The organism is Bacillus sp. CH30_1T, assembly GCF_008364765.1.
Lineage (GTDB): Bacteria > Bacillota > Bacilli > Bacillales > Bacillaceae_B > Rossellomorea.
On record NZ_VTUY01000001.1, the window covers coordinates 374259 to 394005 of the forward strand.

At 42.8% G+C, this 19747-nt stretch carries 19 protein-coding genes; 7 read left to right on the forward strand and 12 right to left on the reverse strand.

Features of this window, described 5'->3' with window-relative positions:
* Nucleotides 1–77: 77 nt before the first annotated feature.
* The 3 genes from F0342_RS01725 to cax form a co-directional block, all read right to left on the reverse strand.
* Complete coding sequence (locus F0342_RS01725; protein ID WP_149154329.1) at nucleotides 78–920, reverse strand: YfkD famly protein; 843 nt, start codon at nucleotides 918–920, stop codon at nucleotides 78–80.
* A gap of 237 nt (nucleotides 921–1157) precedes the next feature.
* Nucleotides 1158–3113 carry a hypothetical protein gene (locus tag F0342_RS01730; protein WP_149154330.1) on the reverse strand — a complete coding sequence of 652 codons (1956 nt, stop codon included), beginning with the start codon at nucleotides 3111–3113 and terminating at the stop codon, nucleotides 1158–1160.
* 129 nt (nucleotides 3114–3242) lie between these two features.
* A complete protein-coding gene (cax, locus tag F0342_RS01735) occupies nucleotides 3243–4298 on the reverse strand; it encodes a calcium/proton exchanger (RefSeq protein ID WP_149154331.1) in 1056 nt (351 codons plus the stop codon).
* Nucleotides 4299–4388: 90 nt separating this feature from the next.
* Between cax and F0342_RS01740 the strand changes: the two genes are divergently transcribed.
* The gene (locus tag F0342_RS01740; RefSeq protein WP_149154332.1) at nucleotides 4389–4808 is read left to right on the forward strand and encodes a pyridoxamine 5'-phosphate oxidase family protein; all 420 of its coding nucleotides are present in this window, start codon (nucleotides 4389–4391) and stop codon (nucleotides 4806–4808) included.
* A gap of 193 nt (nucleotides 4809–5001) precedes the next feature.
* Here the strand turns inward: F0342_RS01740 and F0342_RS01745 are convergent, their stop codons facing one another.
* The gene (locus F0342_RS01745; protein ID WP_149154333.1) at nucleotides 5002–5385 is read right to left on the reverse strand and encodes an OsmC family protein; all 384 of its coding nucleotides are present in this window, start codon (nucleotides 5383–5385) and stop codon (nucleotides 5002–5004) included.
* Nucleotides 5386–5514: 129 nt separating this feature from the next.
* Here F0342_RS01745 and F0342_RS01750 point away from each other — a divergent pair, with 129 nt between their 5' ends.
* The 5 genes from F0342_RS01750 (at nucleotide 5515) to F0342_RS01770 (ending at nucleotide 13727) form a co-directional block, all read left to right on the forward strand.
* A complete protein-coding gene (locus tag F0342_RS01750) occupies nucleotides 5515–6699 on the forward strand; it encodes an MFS transporter (RefSeq protein ID WP_149154334.1) in 1185 nt (394 codons plus the stop codon).
* Nucleotides 6700–6912: 213 nt separating this feature from the next.
* Nucleotides 6913–8829 (forward strand): heavy metal translocating P-type ATPase, encoded by a 1917-nt coding sequence (locus F0342_RS01755; RefSeq protein ID WP_149154335.1) that lies wholly within the window; start codon nucleotides 6913–6915, stop codon nucleotides 8827–8829.
* Between the two features lie 525 nt (nucleotides 8830–9354).
* Nucleotides 9355–10989 carry a PTS transporter subunit IIBC gene (locus F0342_RS01760; RefSeq protein WP_149154336.1) on the forward strand — a complete coding sequence of 545 codons (1635 nt, stop codon included), beginning with the start codon at nucleotides 9355–9357 and terminating at the stop codon, nucleotides 10987–10989.
* 3 nt (nucleotides 10990–10992) lie between these two features.
* Nucleotides 10993–11796, forward strand: a complete 804-nt coding sequence (locus tag F0342_RS01765; RefSeq protein WP_149154337.1) for an endonuclease/exonuclease/phosphatase family protein — start codon at nucleotides 10993–10995, stop codon at nucleotides 11794–11796.
* A 245-nt stretch (nucleotides 11797–12041) separates the two neighbouring features.
* Nucleotides 12042–13727 carry a hypothetical protein gene (locus F0342_RS01770; protein ID WP_149154338.1) on the forward strand — a complete coding sequence of 562 codons (1686 nt, stop codon included), beginning with the start codon at nucleotides 12042–12044 and terminating at the stop codon, nucleotides 13725–13727.
* A 280-nt stretch (nucleotides 13728–14007) separates the two neighbouring features.
* Here the strand turns inward: F0342_RS01770 and mobA are convergent, their stop codons facing one another.
* Both mobA and mobB read right to left on the reverse strand, forming a co-directional pair.
* On the reverse strand, nucleotides 14008–14619 hold the full coding sequence (gene mobA / locus F0342_RS01775) for a molybdenum cofactor guanylyltransferase (protein ID WP_188048361.1): 612 nt from the start codon (nucleotides 14617–14619) through the stop codon (nucleotides 14008–14010).
* On the reverse strand, nucleotides 14609–15109 hold the full coding sequence (gene mobB, locus F0342_RS01780; RefSeq protein ID WP_149154340.1) for a molybdopterin-guanine dinucleotide biosynthesis protein B: 501 nt from the start codon (nucleotides 15107–15109) through the stop codon (nucleotides 14609–14611). Before mobB ends, mobA begins: the two co-directional genes overlap by 11 nt.
* 74 nt (nucleotides 15110–15183) lie before the next feature.
* Here mobB and moaC point away from each other — a divergent pair, with 74 nt between their 5' ends.
* Nucleotides 15184–15684, forward strand: coding sequence for a cyclic pyranopterin monophosphate synthase MoaC (moaC, locus tag F0342_RS01785; protein ID WP_149154341.1), 501 nt, complete (start codon nucleotides 15184–15186; stop codon nucleotides 15682–15684).
* A 40-nt stretch (nucleotides 15685–15724) separates the two neighbouring features.
* Here moaC and modB read toward each other — a convergent pair whose 3' ends face one another.
* The 6 genes from modB to F0342_RS01815 are packed head-to-tail and all read right to left on the reverse strand — an operon-like array spanning nucleotide 15725 to nucleotide 19733.
* The gene (gene modB, locus F0342_RS01790) at nucleotides 15725–16384 is read right to left on the reverse strand and encodes a molybdate ABC transporter permease subunit (protein ID WP_149154342.1); all 660 of its coding nucleotides are present in this window, start codon (nucleotides 16382–16384) and stop codon (nucleotides 15725–15727) included.
* Nucleotides 16384–17181, reverse strand: a complete 798-nt coding sequence (modA, locus tag F0342_RS01795) for a molybdate ABC transporter substrate-binding protein (protein ID WP_188048362.1) — start codon at nucleotides 17179–17181, stop codon at nucleotides 16384–16386. Before modA ends, modB begins: the two co-directional genes overlap by 1 nt.
* Nucleotides 17182–17198: 17 nt before the next feature.
* Entirely contained in the window at nucleotides 17199–17708 is a 510-nt protein-coding gene (locus F0342_RS01800) for a MogA/MoaB family molybdenum cofactor biosynthesis protein (RefSeq protein ID WP_149154344.1), read from the reverse strand.
* 15 nt (nucleotides 17709–17723) lie between these two features.
* Entirely contained in the window at nucleotides 17724–17957 is a 234-nt protein-coding gene (gene moaD, locus F0342_RS01805; protein ID WP_149154345.1) for a molybdopterin converting factor subunit 1, read from the reverse strand.
* Nucleotides 17954–18427, reverse strand: a complete 474-nt coding sequence (locus F0342_RS01810) for a molybdenum cofactor biosynthesis protein MoaE (RefSeq protein ID WP_149154346.1) — start codon at nucleotides 18425–18427, stop codon at nucleotides 17954–17956. The genes moaD and F0342_RS01810 overlap by 4 nt, the downstream gene beginning before the upstream one ends.
* On the reverse strand, nucleotides 18408–19733 hold the full coding sequence (locus F0342_RS01815; RefSeq protein WP_316252570.1) for a molybdopterin molybdotransferase MoeA: 1326 nt from the start codon (nucleotides 19731–19733) through the stop codon (nucleotides 18408–18410). The genes F0342_RS01810 and F0342_RS01815 overlap by 20 nt, the downstream gene beginning before the upstream one ends.
* Nucleotides 19734–19747: the final 14 nt, after the last annotated feature.

A 19747-nucleotide genomic window follows, 5' to 3' on the forward strand; every position in this document is an offset into this window, starting at 1 on the left:
CTAATTATTATAACATATCAAAGAAAATAATAAAAGAGTGAAATAAGTTTTACCCCATTTCACTCTTCTTCAAACAATTATCTTGGTGTTTCGCTCGCCATGAAGCCGAAGTGGACATGATCCTGGACTGGAATCCATGCTCCGACTCCTTGGGATGTTACATTTTTCACGACGACTGAGCGTTTTGTTCCTTTCATCACAAGGAATACTTCACCGTATGTTACTTTTCCTTTTTCGTTAATCGCTGGTGCGTAGGCATAGAGGTAGCCAAGTCGCTTAGGTGAGATGTTATACACCTGATCCTTCTTCGTACCTGCTCCTACAATCGTTTGGAATGCAAGTGGCAGCTTTGACTTATCCATTGCTTTGATGAGCATCATTTTTTCTACATCATCTGCATGTGGTACTTTAGCCGTCAATCCGCCCTTCACCACTTTTTGTGCTTCCTGGACGTAGTGAATTTGATAGTTTGATTTTCCGCCGCGGTTATCGAAGTAGTTCGTGTTGACCTTTTGATACTCCCAGTTGGGGGATGTTTCCGTTGAAGCATAGTTTAAAGGCCATTCCCCTAAATAGATCGTTGCCCGTAACCCAATCGTTGGTGCTTTATTCATGGTGGATTCATTCAGCATACGGATCAGATTCGGGTTTTCTATTTTCACATTTGATGTTTCGATTAATTCCTGGGACCATTCACTCGGTTGGAGATATGGTTGATCCTGGGTTGAGTTAGGATACGTATTTTCCTTTGCGATATTTAACACTGAGTTTGGGATCTTTACGCTGGTATCTTCAGCTGGTTTCGGAGCTTTCTCTGTCGCTTCCTTGTTTTCTTTTTTAGGATTATTTTCAGCGTGAATACCCGTTGTTGCAACGAAAAATGCGAGTATGACCATAAGAACAGTGCGCATGATTTTCATGAAATTGACTCCTTTCAAACTAAACTTAAGGGTTTGCCGTTAGTTTTTCCTAGTTGGAAAAGCTTATCCCAAAAACTTTATTTGAAAGAATATTTACAAAATTCAAATATTATTTTATGCTATTATTTATAAGAAAACAGTCGGACTTCTACCTACAAAGCAAACTGGCCTGTTTTCAATCATTCCTACATTCCCTAAAAAAAGCAGCGGAGTTCATGATTGAACTCCGCTGCTTTTTTAATCATACTCACAGGTACATTCTTCAGGTGGACAAACACATTTGATGTGTACGTCATATGGTTTGGTGGAAACCTTCTTGCCGTCAATGACGACAAATGCTTGGATTGAGATGTGTTCATGCTTTCCGTATTCAGGAATGATTTTTGCTGAATAGTTTCCTTTCTCGTCTGTGATAGCAGGGTTGGGTACGATGGTACCCTTAAAGTGCTTTTCTTTCACTTCAAAGTGAACCTCGATATCTTCAAGTGCCCTGGAATCACACAGCACTCTCCCAGTGAGGAGGGCTCCTTTGCATCCTACATACTGCGGCACTTGAAACGTCAGTTTGACTTCCCTGCATTCCTTGCATCCAGCATAAACAAAGGCTTTTTCTGATATTTCCTCATCCCCTACCATGGCGCTTGCCGAATACATGACGTCTTTAAATGGCGTATTCGGCGGCACTTTGACGTCACTCGTAAACCTCCCATGTTCATCTGTAGACACAACATCAGGTCCAAACCGTAATACCGGACTGGACAATTCCACTTTCACATTATCCAATGGTTCCTTGTCGCATCTAACTTTACCGCTCACCTTTCCACAGCAGTCTATCTCTTTTATATGATCTAGTTCAATGGTCAGATCTTTGCATTGGCAATGAATTTTGACTGTTTTGATCATTGACTTGATCACCTTGTCGCCAAAGATTGTCATCGCCTGAATGGATATGTCTTCAGATTTTCCTGAGACAGGTATGATCATTGTTTCATATTCACCTTGTTCATTAGTCCAGGCAGGGTTGGGATTCACTTCCACAGCACCTGGCGATGAATCTATGATAGTAATCGTGATTGCAGCATTTCGGATAGGGGTTCCGTCACATGTTAATTGTCCGGTCAACTTAGTGCCTTCACAAGGGATGACTTCGCACGGCACTTCTAGAGTAAGTTTAGGCTTTTCACACTTATAACAGCCTGCAATGACTTGATCAGTGTCCTCCACTGTTTTCCCACTCACCACTGCTTTAGCTGTATAGAAAGCAGACTGAAACTTAGTTCCGTTTTTCACCTTGACGACCGACGAAAATTCTCCTTTCTCGTTGGTCACTGGAGCAGAAGGCCTAAACTTTAGAATTGGTGAACCGGTTAGTGTTACCGTGATATTCGCCTGTGGTACGCCATCACACGTAACTTTCCCACCCACGACGGCACGGCAATCTATTTTCTTTAATTTATCTAACTTTATGTCCGGTTTTTTACATTTCACACAGCGAACCTTCACTTCTCTTGTTTCTGAGGAAACCGTTTTTCCTCCGATTTTCGTTGTTGCTGTAATCGTAATGGTCTCATTCACCTCTGGAAATAGGACCAGGGTTGCCGTAAATTTCCCGTCCCCCTGTGTAATCGCAGGGTTTGGAGTGATAACGACACGCTTGGATTGTGATTCAATGATAAATGAAATGGCAGCATTCCCTATTGCCCTTCCATCGCAAATGAGTCGTCCAGAAAGTTTTGCACCCTTGCACCCGACAGGCTCCTTGATCGGGTCCAGCGTAAGTTCAGGATGTTTACATTTAATACAATCCACTCTCACTGACATCGAATCCCTGACTGTTTTGCCGATGACCACTGCCGTTGCGGTCACGATGATGTTTGGTATGATCGAAGTGCCCGGAGCCACGGTCACTCTCGTTGAAAACCGGCCGGTGCTGTCCGTGACAGGATTCGGGTTATCAAAGACCAGTCCCGGGAATGATGACGACAGATTAACCGTGACACTTTGGAGGGGTTGATAATCACATAGCACTCTACCACTGATGATGCCTTCACAGCTGATAGTTCCAATGGCATCTAATTGTATCGTTGGATTCGTACAACCTTCAAACGGGAAAATCCCGGAACATCCCCTGGGAGGTAAATCGATATTGCAATCAATGAATTTTACTAAGGATGGTTTTTTCTTTTTTCTCACTATACTCATTCCTTTACACAAAACTCTTCTGATATCTTATTCAGGGATGAGTAGGCTGTTCTCACGAATTTCATTATCTAACGAATGATCCCATGCAAAAGCCCCGGCAGAGGACTGCCGGGGCTTTTTTTAAAGTAAATAAAAACCAATTCCCATAATGAAATAAGCTGCGAGGAGCGTCAGTCCCTCAAACCAGTTCGTCTCCCCATCATTGGATATGACGATCGTCACAAGTACTGCTGATACCATGGCCACAAGCTCCGGTAATGTAAACACCAGTGGCATGCTCGTTTCGAAAAACAGCGAAATCAACACAAGAATCGGCGCTACAAACATCGCAATCTGCAAGGTCGACCCGACTGCAATCTCCACAGCGATATCCATCTTATTTTTATAAGCCATAATGATCGCTGACGCGTGCTCAGCAGCGTTCCCGACGATGGCTACGATGATGACCCCGATGAACAGCTCGCTCCAGCCGAATGTGTTCCCGACTTCTTCAAACGTATGAACGAGGCGTTCCGATACATAAGCAACGGCTGCAGTCGAAGCGGCAAGGATCAGCAACGCTTTCCCTTTACTCCACTCAGGCTCTTCATGAGCGTGCGCGCCCTCTTCGCCTTCATGCTGATACACCCCGCGGTGAGTGACTAATTTAAAGAATAAGGCAAATAAATAAAGAGCAATCAAGATGACTGAGACACCGATGGATAGGGACATGGTCTTCGCTTCGTTCATATCCTGGGCGAAAACTTCAGGAATAACAAATGCCACGATGATCGCAAACATGAGCAGCCCTGAGTTGTGACGGGCATCAAACACATTAAACTTCTGACGTTTGAACTTGATTCCCCCAACAAAGAAGGACAACCCGGCAACTAAGAGAAGATTTCCAAGTACGGACCCCGTTAAGGACGCCAGCACGACGCCAATCAAACCGGCTTTTAACGCAAAGATAGAAATAATGAGTTCAACCGCGTTTCCAAAGGTCGCATTCAATAATCCACCGATACGGGGTCCCGATACAACGGCTAAGCTTTCCGTCGATCTTCCCATAAAGGCAGCCAGGGCAATGATCGTGACACAGTAGATCACGAACATGATGACATTCGGCCAATGAAGCAGTGAGCCAATGACCGAAATCGGAACTCCGGCAAATACTAGCAGTGCAAATACTTTATTCATGTGTAAGATCCTTCTTTCTAAAAGAAAATTTGTTTAAATCAAACAAGAATAGACACATTATAGATAGAAACTATTTAGGAGGTACAACCTATGGCACAAACCTTAAAAGATAAAATCGTTGAGCTGTTTTCCAACCATAAAACGGGCACCCTTGCCACGATTCGCGACAACAAACCGTATTCACGCTTTATGATGTTCTACCATAAAGACCTTATTCTCTACACTGCAACCAATGAACATGCTCACAAAGCGGAAGACATTGCACAGAACCCTCATGTTCATATTCTTCTGGGCCATGACCGTGATTCCGATCATGAGCACTATGTAGAAATCGAAGCAGAGGCTTCCGTCGAAGAATCCAAAGAGCTGAAAGAGAAATTCTGGAACGAACAACTCAAATCCTGGATCGCAAGCCCCGATGATCCAGAATACATGCTCCTGAAGCTCAAACCCAAAACCATCCTCTACTACGAAAAAACTGGAAAAGAACCACAGGAACTAAGCCTATAGAGACCTTCCCTTTAGAGGGACGGACCTTCAATTAGATGAGAACCTTGATTTATTGGGTTTTATGCTCAGTTAGAGGTCCGTCCCTCACTACTCTACTGCACTGAAGGACGGACCTTCATCTGGATATAAACCTTGATATTAATAGGTCTTATTCTCCTTGAAGGTCCGTCCCTCATCGCTGTCCCTCATCGCTTTACTGCAATAACTCAAACGTTTCTTCGATTTTGATGCTGTCTTGTACGGATTGGACCATGGAGCAGTTTTTGCGGGTGAGCTTCATGGCTTTTTCGATTTTGTTTTTGTCGAGGTCCGTCCCTCTGATGGTAAAGTGAAGGGAGATGGCTTCGACTCTATTTGCTTCGGCTTCGTTGCGGGTTACGTCGGCTTTGATATGGATGTCTTCAAATTCGATACGCATTTTCTCAAGGACTTTTCGGAGCACTCCCCCACTGCACACTGCCACCGAAGATACCAATAATTGGAACGGACGAAAGCCATACTCTTCGTTACCCGAAACTTCCAACTTGCCAAACCCTAAATCTGTGTAAAATCCACCTTCTTGCATGTTAAATTCCATTTTTATATCATTCCTTCCTTATTATGTTAGTAGATGTTTTGATTTTACTCTATTCGTTTCGTATTGCCAAACAATGAAATAGGGGGTACCATCAAAGAAGCTATTATCAATGATTGGGAGTTTTTGCAAATGAATCAAACACTAACCTTCCGTTTTTGGGTCCTTGTCGGAATCGTCGCGATTTCCGGATTCTCACAAGGGATGCTCCTGCCGTTAATCGCCATCATATTCGAACAAGACGGCGTTTCTTCCTCCCTGAACGGATTAAACGCAACCGCCCTATATATCGGAATCTTACTCGCCTCTCCTTTAATGGAAAGACCACTTCAGAAAATCGGATACAAGCCGATGATCATCATCGGAGGAATCGTGGTCGCAGCGTCACTCTTACTGTTCCCGGTCTGGAAATCCTTCTGGTTCTGGTTTTTCCTGCGTCTTTGCATCGGAATCGGCGATCACATGCTCCACTTCGCCACCCAGACATGGATCACATCGTTTTCACCGAAAGAACATCGCGGACGTAACATATCCATCTACGGGGTCTCTTTTGGAGTCGGTTTTGCCGTCGGACCGATGATGACACAGCTCATCACCATCCATCAAGCATTGCCATTCATCATCTCTTCCTTATTAAGCCTGACAGTGTGGATGTTCGTCTTTAAATTACAAAACGAATTCCCCGATCAGCAAAATATCGGCAGTGCCTCGTTCCTGGGATCGTTCCAGCGTTTCGGAAAGGTTCTCAAATATGCATGGGTCGCCCTACTGCCCCCATTAGGATATGGATTCCTGGAAGCTTCATTAAATGGAAACTTCCCTGTGTTCGCCCTTCGAAACGGTCTTTCGATTGAAGCGGTCGCAATCCTCCTGCCTGCTTTTGCCGTGGGAAGTATTATATCCCAGGTACCACTTGGGATTCTGAGTGACAAATACGGAAGACAAAATGTCCTGCTCATCGTCATGATGATTGGATTCCTCTGCTTTTCGGCTGCAGGAATCGTGGCGGAGTCCACCATGGGCTTATTTATATGCTTTACTTTAGCGGGGATGGCCGTCGGATCGACTTTTTCACTCGGTATTAGTTATATGACGGATCTTCTCCCAAAAGAATTACTTCCTGCCGGGAACATCATGTGCGGAATCTTCTTCAGCTTCGGGAGTATGATCGGTCCATTCGTTGGCGGGATCACCATCGACTGGTTCAAAGGCTCAAGCTTCTTCTATTTAATCGCATGTATGATGCTGATGATTTTTGTGAGCCTACTCGTCTTCTCCATCCAGAATCGACGAGGAGAAATAACCCAGAATAACTAGCACAAAATTCTTTCCATTATCATATACATGTGATAGGATTAGATTATAATAATTATAAATTACTAACTTCATATAAAATCATCTAAGAGCACATGCAGTTTTGCTGTCACCTTTCATTGGTGGCAGCTTTCGTCGTTTTATAGGGGTAATGACGTTGATTATTATTCTCAATGAGAATCTCATATTTTCATTTAACTGAAGGAGGAATACGCTATGAGTTCACAATCCAAAGCCTTAACCATGGGGACACCAAATGAAAAAATACACTTCTTTGAAAAAATAAAGCCTCATGCAGAATTGATTGCCGCGCTGGTCAGCGGTGTGTTTATTTTACTGGGGTGGTTGACGTCAAACGATGACTCCACCTTAAGCACTATCTTCTATCTCCTCGCCTTTGCCATCGGCGGGTTCGCGAAAGCCAAAGAAGGAATCGAAGAAACCATTGAAAACAAAGAACTGAATGTAGAAATGCTGATGATATTTGCCGCAGTCGGATCTGCCATCATTGGGTACTGGACAGAGGGCGCCATCCTCATCTTCATCTTCGCAGTCAGTGGCGCACTTGAAACGTATACGATGAACAAAAGTCAGAAAGAAATTTCCGCACTCATGCAGCTGCAGCCAGAAGAAGCATGGCTTGTGACAGGCTCTGGTGAAAAGAAAGTCCGCGTTTCAAGCCTTGAAATCGGTGACCACATTTTAATTAAACCAGGAGAACGCGTGCCAACAGACGGTGTTGTCGTAAAAGGAACAACGTCCATCGATGAAGCAGCCATTTCCGGAGAAGCAGTCCCTGTAACAAAAGGTCAAAGAGATGAAGTGTTCGCTGGTACGGTCAACATCAATGGTGCCATCAACATTAAAATGACCAAACCAAGCAGCGAGACACTTTTCCAAAAAATCATTGATCTCGTGCAATCCGCGCAAAGCGAAAAATCGCCTTCTCAGCAGTTCATTGAACGCTTTGAAGGAACCTATGTAAAAGTCGTGCTTGCCGTTGTCTTCCTGATGATGTTCCTGCCTCATTTCCTACTCGGATGGAGCTGGACGGAAACATTCTACCGGGCAATGGTCCTGCTCGTTGTTGCTTCACCTTGTGCCCTGGTTGCAGCGATCATGCCAGCGAGTTTATCGGCCATTTCAAACGGTGCCCGTCACGGAATTCTCTTTAAAGGCGGCGCACACTTGGAAAACTTAAGCAACATTAAAGCCATTGCCTTTGATAAAACAGGAACGTTGACGAAAGGGAAGCCCGTCGTAACGGATATAGTGGTTGCGGATCATGCGGATGAACGTGAAGTCATGGCCACCGTTGCTTCGATTGAAAATCAGTCGAATCATCCACTTGCTCAAGCCATCGTTCGCCACGCAACCCGCGAATTAAACCTGGAACTCTCCCAGCCTGATTCCCTTGAAGACGTATCCGGTTGGGGAGTCAAAGCGTTTGTGGACGGAGCCGAATGGAAAATCGGGAAAGCAGATTTTGTGGATAAAGTGTTAGCACAACAATTTATGGATGGTGCCTTTGAACGAATCGCTTCCGAAGGAAAAACAACGGTCTTCGTTGCCAAAGAGAATGAAATTGTCGCTTTGATCGCTTTGAAAGACGTCGTGCGTAAAGAAACAATTAAAGCTCTGCAACTCCTGAAAGATGAAGGGGTCCAAACCATCATGCTGACAGGGGACAATGAGAAGACAGCTCATGCCATTGCAGTAGAAGCGAAGGTCGCTTCCTTCATTGCTGAGTGCCTGCCGGAAACGAAAGTAGACGAACTGAAAAAGCTGAAGCGTCAATTCGGCACGGTTGGAATGGTCGGGGACGGAATCAACGACGCACCGGCACTTGCAACGGCCAACGTCGGAATCGCCATGGGTGAAGGAACCGACGTCGCCCTGGAAACAGCCGACGTCGTGTTAATGAAAAATGATCTCACCCGTATTGCTGAAGCTATTAAACTATCTAAAAAGATGAAGCGAATCGTGCAACAGAACGTAGTGTTTTCGATTGTTGTGATTATGCTGTTGATCGCCTCGAACTTCCTGCAAATCCTGGATCTGCCCTATGGGGTCATCGGGCATGAAGGAAGTACGATCTTGGTTATCTTAAATGGTCTGCGATTGTTGAAGTAATGTGATAAACATCCAATCTTGAGAGGTTGGATGTTTTTTTATGAAATGTTTAGTGGCGATAAATTCGTCAAGGATTTAATTGCAATGATTGAAATAGAATGACAGTCCAGCGATCCTCTGAGACTTATCCACACCCTTATTCCATCCCCGATGGGTCCACCATTTTCTCCCCTGAAAATTATCCACAATCCCCCAGAGTACATTACTCCCTCCCATTCCTCCCGCTACTAAACAACCAGTCTAGTTATCCACATCCCCTGAAACACACCTTCCCTACCAAGGTCCGTCCCTCCAACTAATTATATTTTACTAAAATAATATTTTGTTGTTGCTTTCTTGAAAGGGATATCATAAAATGTGTTTAGTTAGTGCAAACGGTTGCATCTATTTTCATATTACATATCACTCTAATGATGAAGACGCACCAATCAGCATTTCATTTTCATTTGAAATGTAAACGCACACATGTCATTCAATGTAAAATATATAGACAAATAGATTGATATTAAAGGAGGAAACGGGTTTATGAAGAATTTATTGTCGTTCGATTTTTGGCAGAAATTCGGGAAAGCGTTGCTTGTGGTTGTGGCAGTCATGCCAGCTGCAGGGATCATGATTTCCCTTGGTAAGTTGATTGCGATGATGGGCGGAGACATCACATTTGTGCAAACGGTTGCAAGAGTAATGGAAGATATCGGTTGGGGAGTCATCACCAATCTCCACATCCTCTTCGCCGTAGCCATCGGGGGTTCGTGGGCGAAAGAACGTGCAGGAGGAGCTTTCGCTGCACTGATCGCTTTCATTCTCATCAACCGTATTACAGGCGCGATCTTTGGGGTTAACGGAGATATGCTTGGGGATCCCGAAGCAACTGTCTCTTCCCTATTCGGACAAACATTAGTCGTTTCAGATTATTTCACATCGGTCCTTGGTGCTCCTGCTTTAAACATGGGTGTATTCGTCGGAATCATCTCAGGTTTCCTGGGAGCCAATCTTTTCAACAAATATTATAACTACAGTAAATTACCGGATGCCCTTTCCTTCTTTAACGGAAAACGTTTCGTACCATTTGTCGTGATTGTGGGATCCATCGTCATCGCTGTCATCATGGCGATTGTATGGCCATTCATCCAAGGGTTGCTGAATGACTTCGGTCAATGGATCGCCACATCAAGAAACACAGCACCGATCATTGCACCATTCGTATTCGGTGCATTAGAGCGTTTACTATTACCATTCGGTCTCCACCATATGTTAACGGTTCCAATCAACTACACGGAACTAGGCGGAACGTACAAAATCCTGACAGGTTCAGGTGCAGGTTCGACGGTTGCCGGTCAAGATCCACTGTGGCTCGCATGGATCGCTGACTTAAATAATTTCCTGGCTGCAGGAGATACTGAAAGCTACAAACAGTTATTAAATGACGTCACACCTGCCCGCTTCAAAGTAGGTCAAATGATTTTATCCACAGCTGCTTTGATCGGTATCGCTTATGCCATGTACCGAAATGTGGATAAAGACAAAAAGAAAAAATACAAATCTATGTTCCTGTCAGCTGGTTTAGCCGTATTCTTAACAGGTGTTACAGAGCCTATCGAATTCATGTTCATGTTCGCAGCTCCCCTTTTATATGTTGTGTATGCAATCATGACGGGACTTGCTTTCGCGATTGTGGATATCGTTCACATCCGCGTTCACTCATTCGGATCCATCGAGCTTCTGACTCGTGTTCCGATGATCATCAAAGCCGGTCTGTGGGTAGACCTTCTGAACTTCGTCGTTGCCTGTATCGTATTCTTTGGCCTTAACTTCACGGTTGCCAACTTCTTGATCAAAAAGTTCAACTTCCCGACGCCGGGTCGTAACGGAAACTACATTGAAGATGAAGCATCAACAGGCGGCGGTACCGTAAGTGCCGATTCCATCGCTCCGAAAGTCGTTGCCATGCTTGGCGGTAAAGAAAACATCGTAGACGTGGATGCATGTATGACCCGTCTTCGTGTAACTGTAAAAGACACAAGCCTTGTTGGAACTGAACAGGAATGGAAGAAAAACGGAGCATTAGGACTCATCCTGAAAGACAAAGGTGTACAAGCCATTTATGGTCCGAAAGCAGACGTCATCAAGTCTGACATTCAAGATTTACTGGGAGCGTGATACATGAAATTACTCACTTTGAATTGTCACTCATGGCAAGAAGACAACCAACTCGAAAAAATCTCGATCCTGGCGCAGGAAATCGCGGAGAAATCCTACGATGTCATCGCCCTCCAGGAAGTCAGTCAGCTGATCGAAAGTGAACCTTCCCAGGGTTTAGTTAAAAAAGACAATTTTGCCCTCGTTCTTCTTGGGGAGCTGGAGAAACGCGGCGTGACGGATTACACACTCGTCTGGGACTTCGCACATATCGGGTACGACGTGTACGAAGAAGGCGTGGCGATATTAACGAAGCACCCGGTCATAGAAGAACACCGCTTCTTCATCTCAAAAAGTCACGACCAATCCTACTGGAAAACCCGTAAGATTATAGGGGCGACGATTTCGTATGAAGGAAAGCCCCTCACCTTCTACTCCTGCCACCTAGGCTGGTGGACGGACGAAGAGGAACCTTTTACATTCCAGGTTGACTCCTTGATGGAGCAAATCACTCCTGAATCCCCCTTCTTTTTAATGGGGGACTTCAATAATAATGCATGGGTTCGTGAGGAAGGGTATGATTATCTTCTTTCAAAAGGACTCCTGGATACATTTGATGAAGCTGTTGAACGGGACAGCGGTGTAACCGTTGAGGGGAAGATTGCAGGATGGGATGAGAATAAGGTCGATTTAAGGATTGATCTTGTTCTGTCCAGTGAGAATCTGGACGTTAGGTCTTCCCGTGTCATCTTTAATGATGTAAATAAGCCTGTTGTCTCGGATCACTTCGGGGTTGAAGTGGTTTTGGGTGTCGGGGAAAGCAGCTGATCTTGGATTGGCTGCTTTTTTTGTGGTTTTGAATGGGGTTTAGGAGTATTCTTTCTCAGGATGGTTGTGGGAATTTGAATTTTATCGACCGTTCTACATTTATCAATAAAAACCACACCGCTGTCCCGATCGAAAACTCAGTCAACACACGATCCCAACTCATTCTCAAAATCAATTGAAACCTCCCCGCCCCCTCATACGTATATACACTATAAACAGAAACACAACCTTGAAAGGGGAACACTATGGGAAATATATTACTATTTTCAGTCATTGTCGGATTGGTCATGGCCTTACTTGTCATACCGATGGCAATCATGAAAAAGCAGAATAAAAAAGAGGGGTATCCGTCATTTGCAGCACTGTTCGGAGCCATCCTCCTTATCACGACTATCATTGTATTCGTCTTCTATTATATGACAAATCTTGATCAGAACTTTACGAGCATGTGGATCTTGCTCATCGTAGCCGCAGGATTCGGCGCCACACTTGCAACCGGGACCGAACGAATGGTGAAGGGTGCACTGTTCCTTGGAAGTCTCCTCGTCGGGGCTTACTTCCTGACTGCTTTTGTGTTCAACGCCGATGAGAAATTTGAATCAGCGAAAATGGACGTAAAAACGGAAATCGAAGCGTTTGATGAGAAGGAAACGCCGGCAAGCGTACCTCCACAATTCGCCCGGAACAGGATGAAGAAAGCATTCGGTCAGGTTCCGAATACGAGTTACTATGAGCTTGGACGACTGCAGATTCAAAAGGTCAATGGCGAGTACGTCTACATTGCACCAGTTGAATTCTCAGGATTCTTCAAATGGTTCAAGGGGGATGAAACACCTGGTTACTTCACGCTAAGTGCCACTGACTCATCATCAAACCCTAAATTCATCAAAGAAGAAATGGCCTACACACCTTCTGCTTTCTTTAATAAAAAAATCGAGCGACACATCCGCTTGAACTATCCGAAGCAGATCTTCAATGGCGATGTTCAGCTTGAAATCGATGACGAAGGAAAGCCATTCTATATTCGGACGTTCGGTGAGTTCATTTCCGCACGTAACGGATTTGAAGCGAAGGGAATCGTCATGGTAGATCCGAAATCCGGTGATACCAAGTCATACAAAATCGATGAAGTCCCGGATTTCATTGACGGCGCGATTTCACCGGAAACCGTCAGCCTCCAAAACAGTTATTTCGGTAACTACGTTCAAGGATTCTGGAACAGCCGCTTCGGTAAATCAGACGTCAAGCTTCCTTCTGATGAAGGGACCGAAGCCAATGTGAGCCCTATTTTTGACGAAAATGGTGACATGTACTACTTCACCGATTTCACCTCGCCAAAAGAAGGCGTCGATTCCATGCTCGGCTACTCCCTAACGAACTCTAGGACGGGAGAAGCTACGTTCTACACAGGAAATCTTGAAGAATCGTACATGGATTCCCAGGGTGCCCTGCAGATCATCCAGAAGAAATTCATCGAGAAAAAATGGGATGGCGAAATGCCGGTGCTTTATAACTTCTACGGAGAAGCAAGCTGGTTGACACCGGTGCTCGATGCGAATGGTTTCTTACAGAACTACTTCATCGTCTCAGCAGCCAACCCGGAAATCTCAGCCTATGCGGGCACCCCAAACCAGGCATTGAAGCAATACAAAACCGCTCTCCAACGCGGCGGCGGAAGTGTTGACGGTAGCTCGAAAGCCGAGGAGAAACAGATAAATGGTACAGTCGTCCGTGTCTACAAAGAAAAGACAGGTGACTACACGGTCGTATCATTCTTACTCGACAACGGCAAAAACTATATCGTCTCTTCCGAAAACAGCCTACTTGCGATCTACCTGAAGGAAAATGATAAGGTGAACGTGAAGTACATGGATACAGGGGAAGAATTCCTGCCAGTGAAAGAGATGAAAATTGAAGGATTAAAAAATTAGAGGAAGCTTTCGTATAGATTGTCATTCATAAAAATATAAGGAAAGTCATTCAATACCAATGTAGTATTCGTTTTTCTAAACTTGTGGAGGAGTTCTGATAAATTCAGAACTCCTCCACAACCTATACTATCAAAAATTTCAGTGACTAACGAAAAGTCATTCGAAACGTCGATAAAATACACCTTTACTACTTCTCTCTAATTCCCCCATTTATCTATACTGACCTTTAAATACTTGTTTTTCCAACTAGTTATTATCGAGAACAAACTATGCTTCAAGTCTAAAGAAAATCTTCTGGTCTATTAATATTCCGAAATGGCTGTTCTTTATCTATATGTACATACTTCACTTTGATTTGTTCAAAAAGACTTTTTAAAGACCTTCTGCCCCTTGATAATTGTTTTTCAATCGTTTCTTTAACTGATTGATGATAAATAGCAATGAGCGGTTGTTCTTTTCCCAATACGATGGGAACAACTGCATCCACCTCAGAATCAATTTGTTCCATTAGCTGCCGGCATACCCATTGCTCGATAAAAGGAACATCCGTCGGTAGTACTATATACCACTGTGCTGAAACTTCATCCATGGCAGAATATATCCCTGATAGTGGACCTTGACCTTTATAGGGTTCCTTGTCGATCATCAATTTGAACTTTTTCTCTCCTTCATCAAACATCTGATACAGTTCAGGACGAGTCACCACTATAACCAATTGACAAAGAGGGGCTAATACATCGATTGAATATTGATAGAAAGGTATTTCGTCTCTTTTGGCAAATGCTTTCGGGGAGCCGAATCGTCTTGACTCGCCGCCTGCTAATACAATTCCGGCAAACCTGCTTGCCATAAACGCAACCCCTTTTTGGTACTGTTTTCCATTATAGATCACCTAATCTGCCAACTAACCACTCACAAAACATTTCATTCTCATTGGGCTTAAATATCGGCATTTCATAGTCATCTTCTCGTAGAGGTAATGCTGTCATAATGGCTTTAATACTTGATAGACGCTTTAACAAAGCAAGGTCTCTTTCATCCCTTATTAACACTACCTTATCAAAATCATGTTCCTTAAACCCTTCTATGATCAGTAAATCAATATCGATCATATGATAAAAAGCGAAAATCTGATCTAATCTCCATGAAGACTTCTTAACGGTCAGCTGTAATACTCCTTCACCTTCAACACCCGTCATGACAGCTCCTGCTTTCTCATGTTTTGCAGTATCTGTCACTTCCACAGATGCAGGAGTTCCTCCATGTCCATGATGCTTTAAGCTTGCAACATTGAGTCCCTTTTTTGAAAAAAATTGAATGAGTTGACTGACTAATGTTGTCTTTCCACTTTTTTTATAACCGACAACTTGAAATATTAACACTTAAACCTCTCCTACGTGTTCTTCTTGTGATAGGATGAAACTAAAACTACTTCTATAATAAAGGATGATATAATATGAGTCATTTCTCGCATTTTAATGATCACGGCAGAGCCAAAATGGTTGATATTAGTGAAAAAAAAGAAAGTTCTCGAAAAGCGATTGCCCGTTCGAGTGTTCAAATGACGAAAGGCGTTTATGAGAATATTATCCATCAAAATAATAAAAAAGGAGACGTTTTAGGAGTTTCCCAAATTGCTGGAATAATGGGGGCTAAACAAACATCTTCCATCATTCCGATGTGTCACCCCATCCCGATAAATGGTGTAGACCTTTCCTTCAAGTGGCTGCCTATTCCACATGATCGATTTGAATTAGTAATTGAGGCTGAAGTGAAAACCGTAGGAAGTACTGGTGTTGAAATGGAGGCATTAACAGCCGTTTCCGTTACTGCTTTAACCGTTTATGATATGTGTAAAGCAGTGGACAAGGGCATGATCATTGGACCTACTTACTTACTTGAAAAAAGCGGTGGCAAGAATGGAGATTATAAGCGCATGGAGAAGGACAAGGAATGATATCCCCCTGTCCTTTTACTTATATTCCCAAGTAAATACATTATGAATCCCTCTTCGTTCGATTGATAGAAAACAAGAGGATAAATGAAAATCCTATACTGATCAAAGCATAATACCAAGCAATCTGAGTCTCTCCAGTTTCCAGCGCGAGATAAATAGCCGCTGGGATGGTTTGCGTACTTCCTGGAATGTTTCCAGCAAACATTAGAGTAGCTCCAAATTCTCCAAATGCCCTTGTGAAGCTAAGTATCATTCCTGTGATAATCGCCCGTATCGATAACGGTAAAATGATGACTGTTAACAGCTGCAAACCCGAAGCTCCATCAACCTTTGCAGCGGAGATTATCTGTTGATCCACTGACAAAAAACCCGTTTTGACTGACTGATACATTAATGGAAAAGCAACAATGGTAGCTGCTATGATGGCGGCAGTTGACGTAAATAATAGGCTTCTTCCCGTTAACCACTCGATCCATTGCCCTGGGGGACTATTTTTTCCAAATACAACAATCAGAAGAAAGCCTATGACGGTAGGTGGTAAGACTAACGGCAAAAAGAAAATGGTTTCTATTATGGCTTTTCCTTTTATCGATTTAGTAACGATCCAGTAAGCAGTGATGATTCCGATTATGAGAGTCATCATTGTCGCAGTTAAAGCGACAATGATAGATAATTGCACGGGAAACCATGACCATTCCATTATGATTCCTCCGACTTCTCTTCATCTTTATTCGTTTGAAAACCATATGTCTCAAATACTTCTAAACCTTTATCCAATAATACATACTGATAAAAGGTTTCAACTGCCTCTTGATTCGTTTCCTGTTCTTTCATCATAGCCATGTAATATTTGATAGGTCCATGTAAATTAGAATCTATTTCCTTCATAATCTCTATGTCTGTAGCTTGTAATGTGTCACTTAAGTAAACAAACCCTATATCCACAGCTCCTGTTTCCACTAAATTGAGAACATGGTGAACATCCTTAGCAAATACTAGGCGGTTATCTTTGACTAGTTTATCCCACGCACCGATTGACTTGAGCATTTGCTTTGAATAAGTTCCTGCTGGAACAGCTTCAGGAGTTCCTATTGCAACCTTTTCATTCGTATTCAGAAAAGATTTGAAGCTATCTATACCTGTTCCTTCTTGCTTAATGATAACCAACTGATTCTCAAAAATCGGGTTACCTTTCTGTATATACCCACCTTTTTCAAGGAGTTGATAATCTTTTTTGGATGCTAAAAAAAATAAATCAACTGGTGCTCCTTGCTCAACCTGTTTTCGTAAAGTTCCCGTCCCACCAAAATTATAGGTAATAGTAATGGAAGGGTGCTCTTTTTCAAACATATCTTTTAATTCATTTAAACTTTCTGTCATACTGGAGGCTGCTGAGACTGTTATTTTGATTGTCTTGTTACTTCCTTTCTTGCTATCACTACACCCAACCATTATTAACAGACAAAGCACTAAAAAAGATGCCATGATACGTTTCAATTTGTTCATCCCTTATTCTATAAATCTTTATTGATTTCCATGACCATATGACCTAGTTCTGGAAGGATTAATTTATCCATTGCAAGTTTTACCGCACCGGATGAACCTGGAATGGAAAAGATGGCTTTTTGATTCGCGACTCCTGCAATGGCACGGGAAAGAAAGCTTGCAGAACCAATCTCAAGCTCATAGCTTAAATAACGGAATAGTTCTCCAAAACCAGGTATCTCTTTATCTAGTAATGGCTTGACAGCTTCAATCGTCACATCTCTCTTTGCTATCCCCGTCCCACCATTAATAATTATTACTTCAATTTTCTCATTCTCCAAAAAACGCTTAATCATGTAGTTTATACTATTTTTTTCATCTGGGACAACTTCATAATGGATGACCTTGTGGTTGTCTCTTTCCAATAATTCATGTAGAAGTTTTCCGCTTTTATCAGTATTTTTGTTTCTCGTATCGCTTATTGTCATAACTGCACAATGAACGATCTCAGGAGACTTTTTGCGATGTTCTTTTAACATGACTATACCCCCAATTTATCCACCACTTACAGGTGGAATCAATGCAACGACATCTCCTGATTGTATCTTATCTTCATTTGTAGCATATTCTTCATTAATCGCTATCATCACATGATCCATACGTGTTAAATGATATGTATTTTGTAGCTCTATCTTTAATTCGCTAATCGTTAACTCATCTAATTGTAATGTCAAACGAGCGGTTCCTGCCTCTTCTTGTAAATGAGCAAAAAGTAACACTGTAATCATCTTGATTCACCCTTTATAATAGGTTTCCCTTTAGGGAAGGGAACATTTTCTAATTGATCGCCAATCCAGGTCTCTCCATCTTCCCAATGCTCCTTTTTCCAAATCGGGACAATTTTCTTTATCCGTTCAATGGCATATTCATTCGCTTCATATGCTGCTTTTCGGTGTGGAGATGAAACGGCAATGATCACAGCAATATCAGAAATATCCAATCGTCCTACACGGTGTGTTATGGCGACTTTTGTTTTTGGCCATTTAGATTGGATTTCATCCCCGATCGTTTTTAACATATTAATAGCCATTGGCTTATAAGCCTGATATTCTAAATAAACCGTTCTTTTTCCCTTTGTCCATTCACGAACGGTTCCAATAAATGTTGTGACGGCTCCAGCCTCTCTGCTCGTGACTTTATCAACCAGCTCTTGAAGCTCAATTGGTTCATCTATTATGTTAAAAAGCTCCTCTTTCACTACTATTCTCCTTTCTGTATGAATTTCTCTTCTTTTGATCTATGAACGAAAGAGATGCTGATCCCCCTTGATCATCCAGTAGAATGATTTTCACTTTCATTCCCTTTTCGAACCCCCTCGTTCCTCCAGGCAAAACGATGAATACATTTGTCATCGCTAGTGAAGCGACAGAACCTGATTTATCAAGTCCATTTGGAAAAACAGTAACCTCACCGTCTTCAAATGATAAGTATCCTCTAACGAATCGATCAAAAGGGTTTGGCTTTGAGAAATTTGAACCAAGGGTTGCTGTTACGCTTTTTAAGAAGGGATTTTCACATTCCAGAAAGGTACGAATGATTGGTCTAGTAAACAGCTCAAATCCAACATAACAGGCAGATGGGTTTCCTGATAATCCAAACAATAATTTCCCATCTTTCTCGGCAACCGTTGTGACACTCCCTGGCCTCATCCCTACTTTATTAAATAAGATGTTCGCCTGTAATTTCTCATAGATTGCAGGTAAGTAATCATAGTCTCCAACAGAAACGCCACCCGTTGTGATTAAGAAATCCACTTTTGAAAGGGTCTCTTTGACTTTCTCATAGCATGTTTCAAAATGATCACTGAACTGACCAAAATAAATCGGTATCGCTCCAGCACGTTCAATTTGCGCATTCACCATGTAAGCATTACTATTTCTAATCTTACCTGGCTCAAGTGGCTCATCGATTTGTAACAACTCACTCCCCGTTGCAATCACACCGACCCTAGGCTTTTTACTGATGGGTACTTGTTTATAACCAAAGGTTGCGAGTAAGGCAATGATACCTGGATTAATATAGGTCCCCTTTTGAGCAAGTACAGTACCTTGTTTCGTATCTTCCCCTCTAAAGGAAATATTGTCACCAGGAAGATAGGAACGTTTGAGTTGAATGATATCACCCCCATCTTTTTTCATCTCTTTTACTAGTTCCAGCATTACGACTGCGTCACAGCCTTCAGGGATTTGTGCACCTGTCATAATTCGTACCGCTTCTCTTGGCTGAAGTGTATCTGTAAATATACTTCCCGCTCCTATTTCACCCACTACTTTTAATTCAATTGGATGATCTGCTGAAGCTTGTTGTGTGTCGATGGATCTAATGGCAAAACCGTCATATGGAGATCGATTAAAGCTTGGTACATCGTGATCAGCAAGAAGATCACTGCCTAAAAAAAGTCCGTTTGCATGTTCAATTGGAACAAAATCCACACTTCCAGATTTTGCAAATTTCATTACTTGTTCGATTGCTTCACGAACTTCAATGGGTCTTCTATTTTTCACCATGGCTGTCCCCC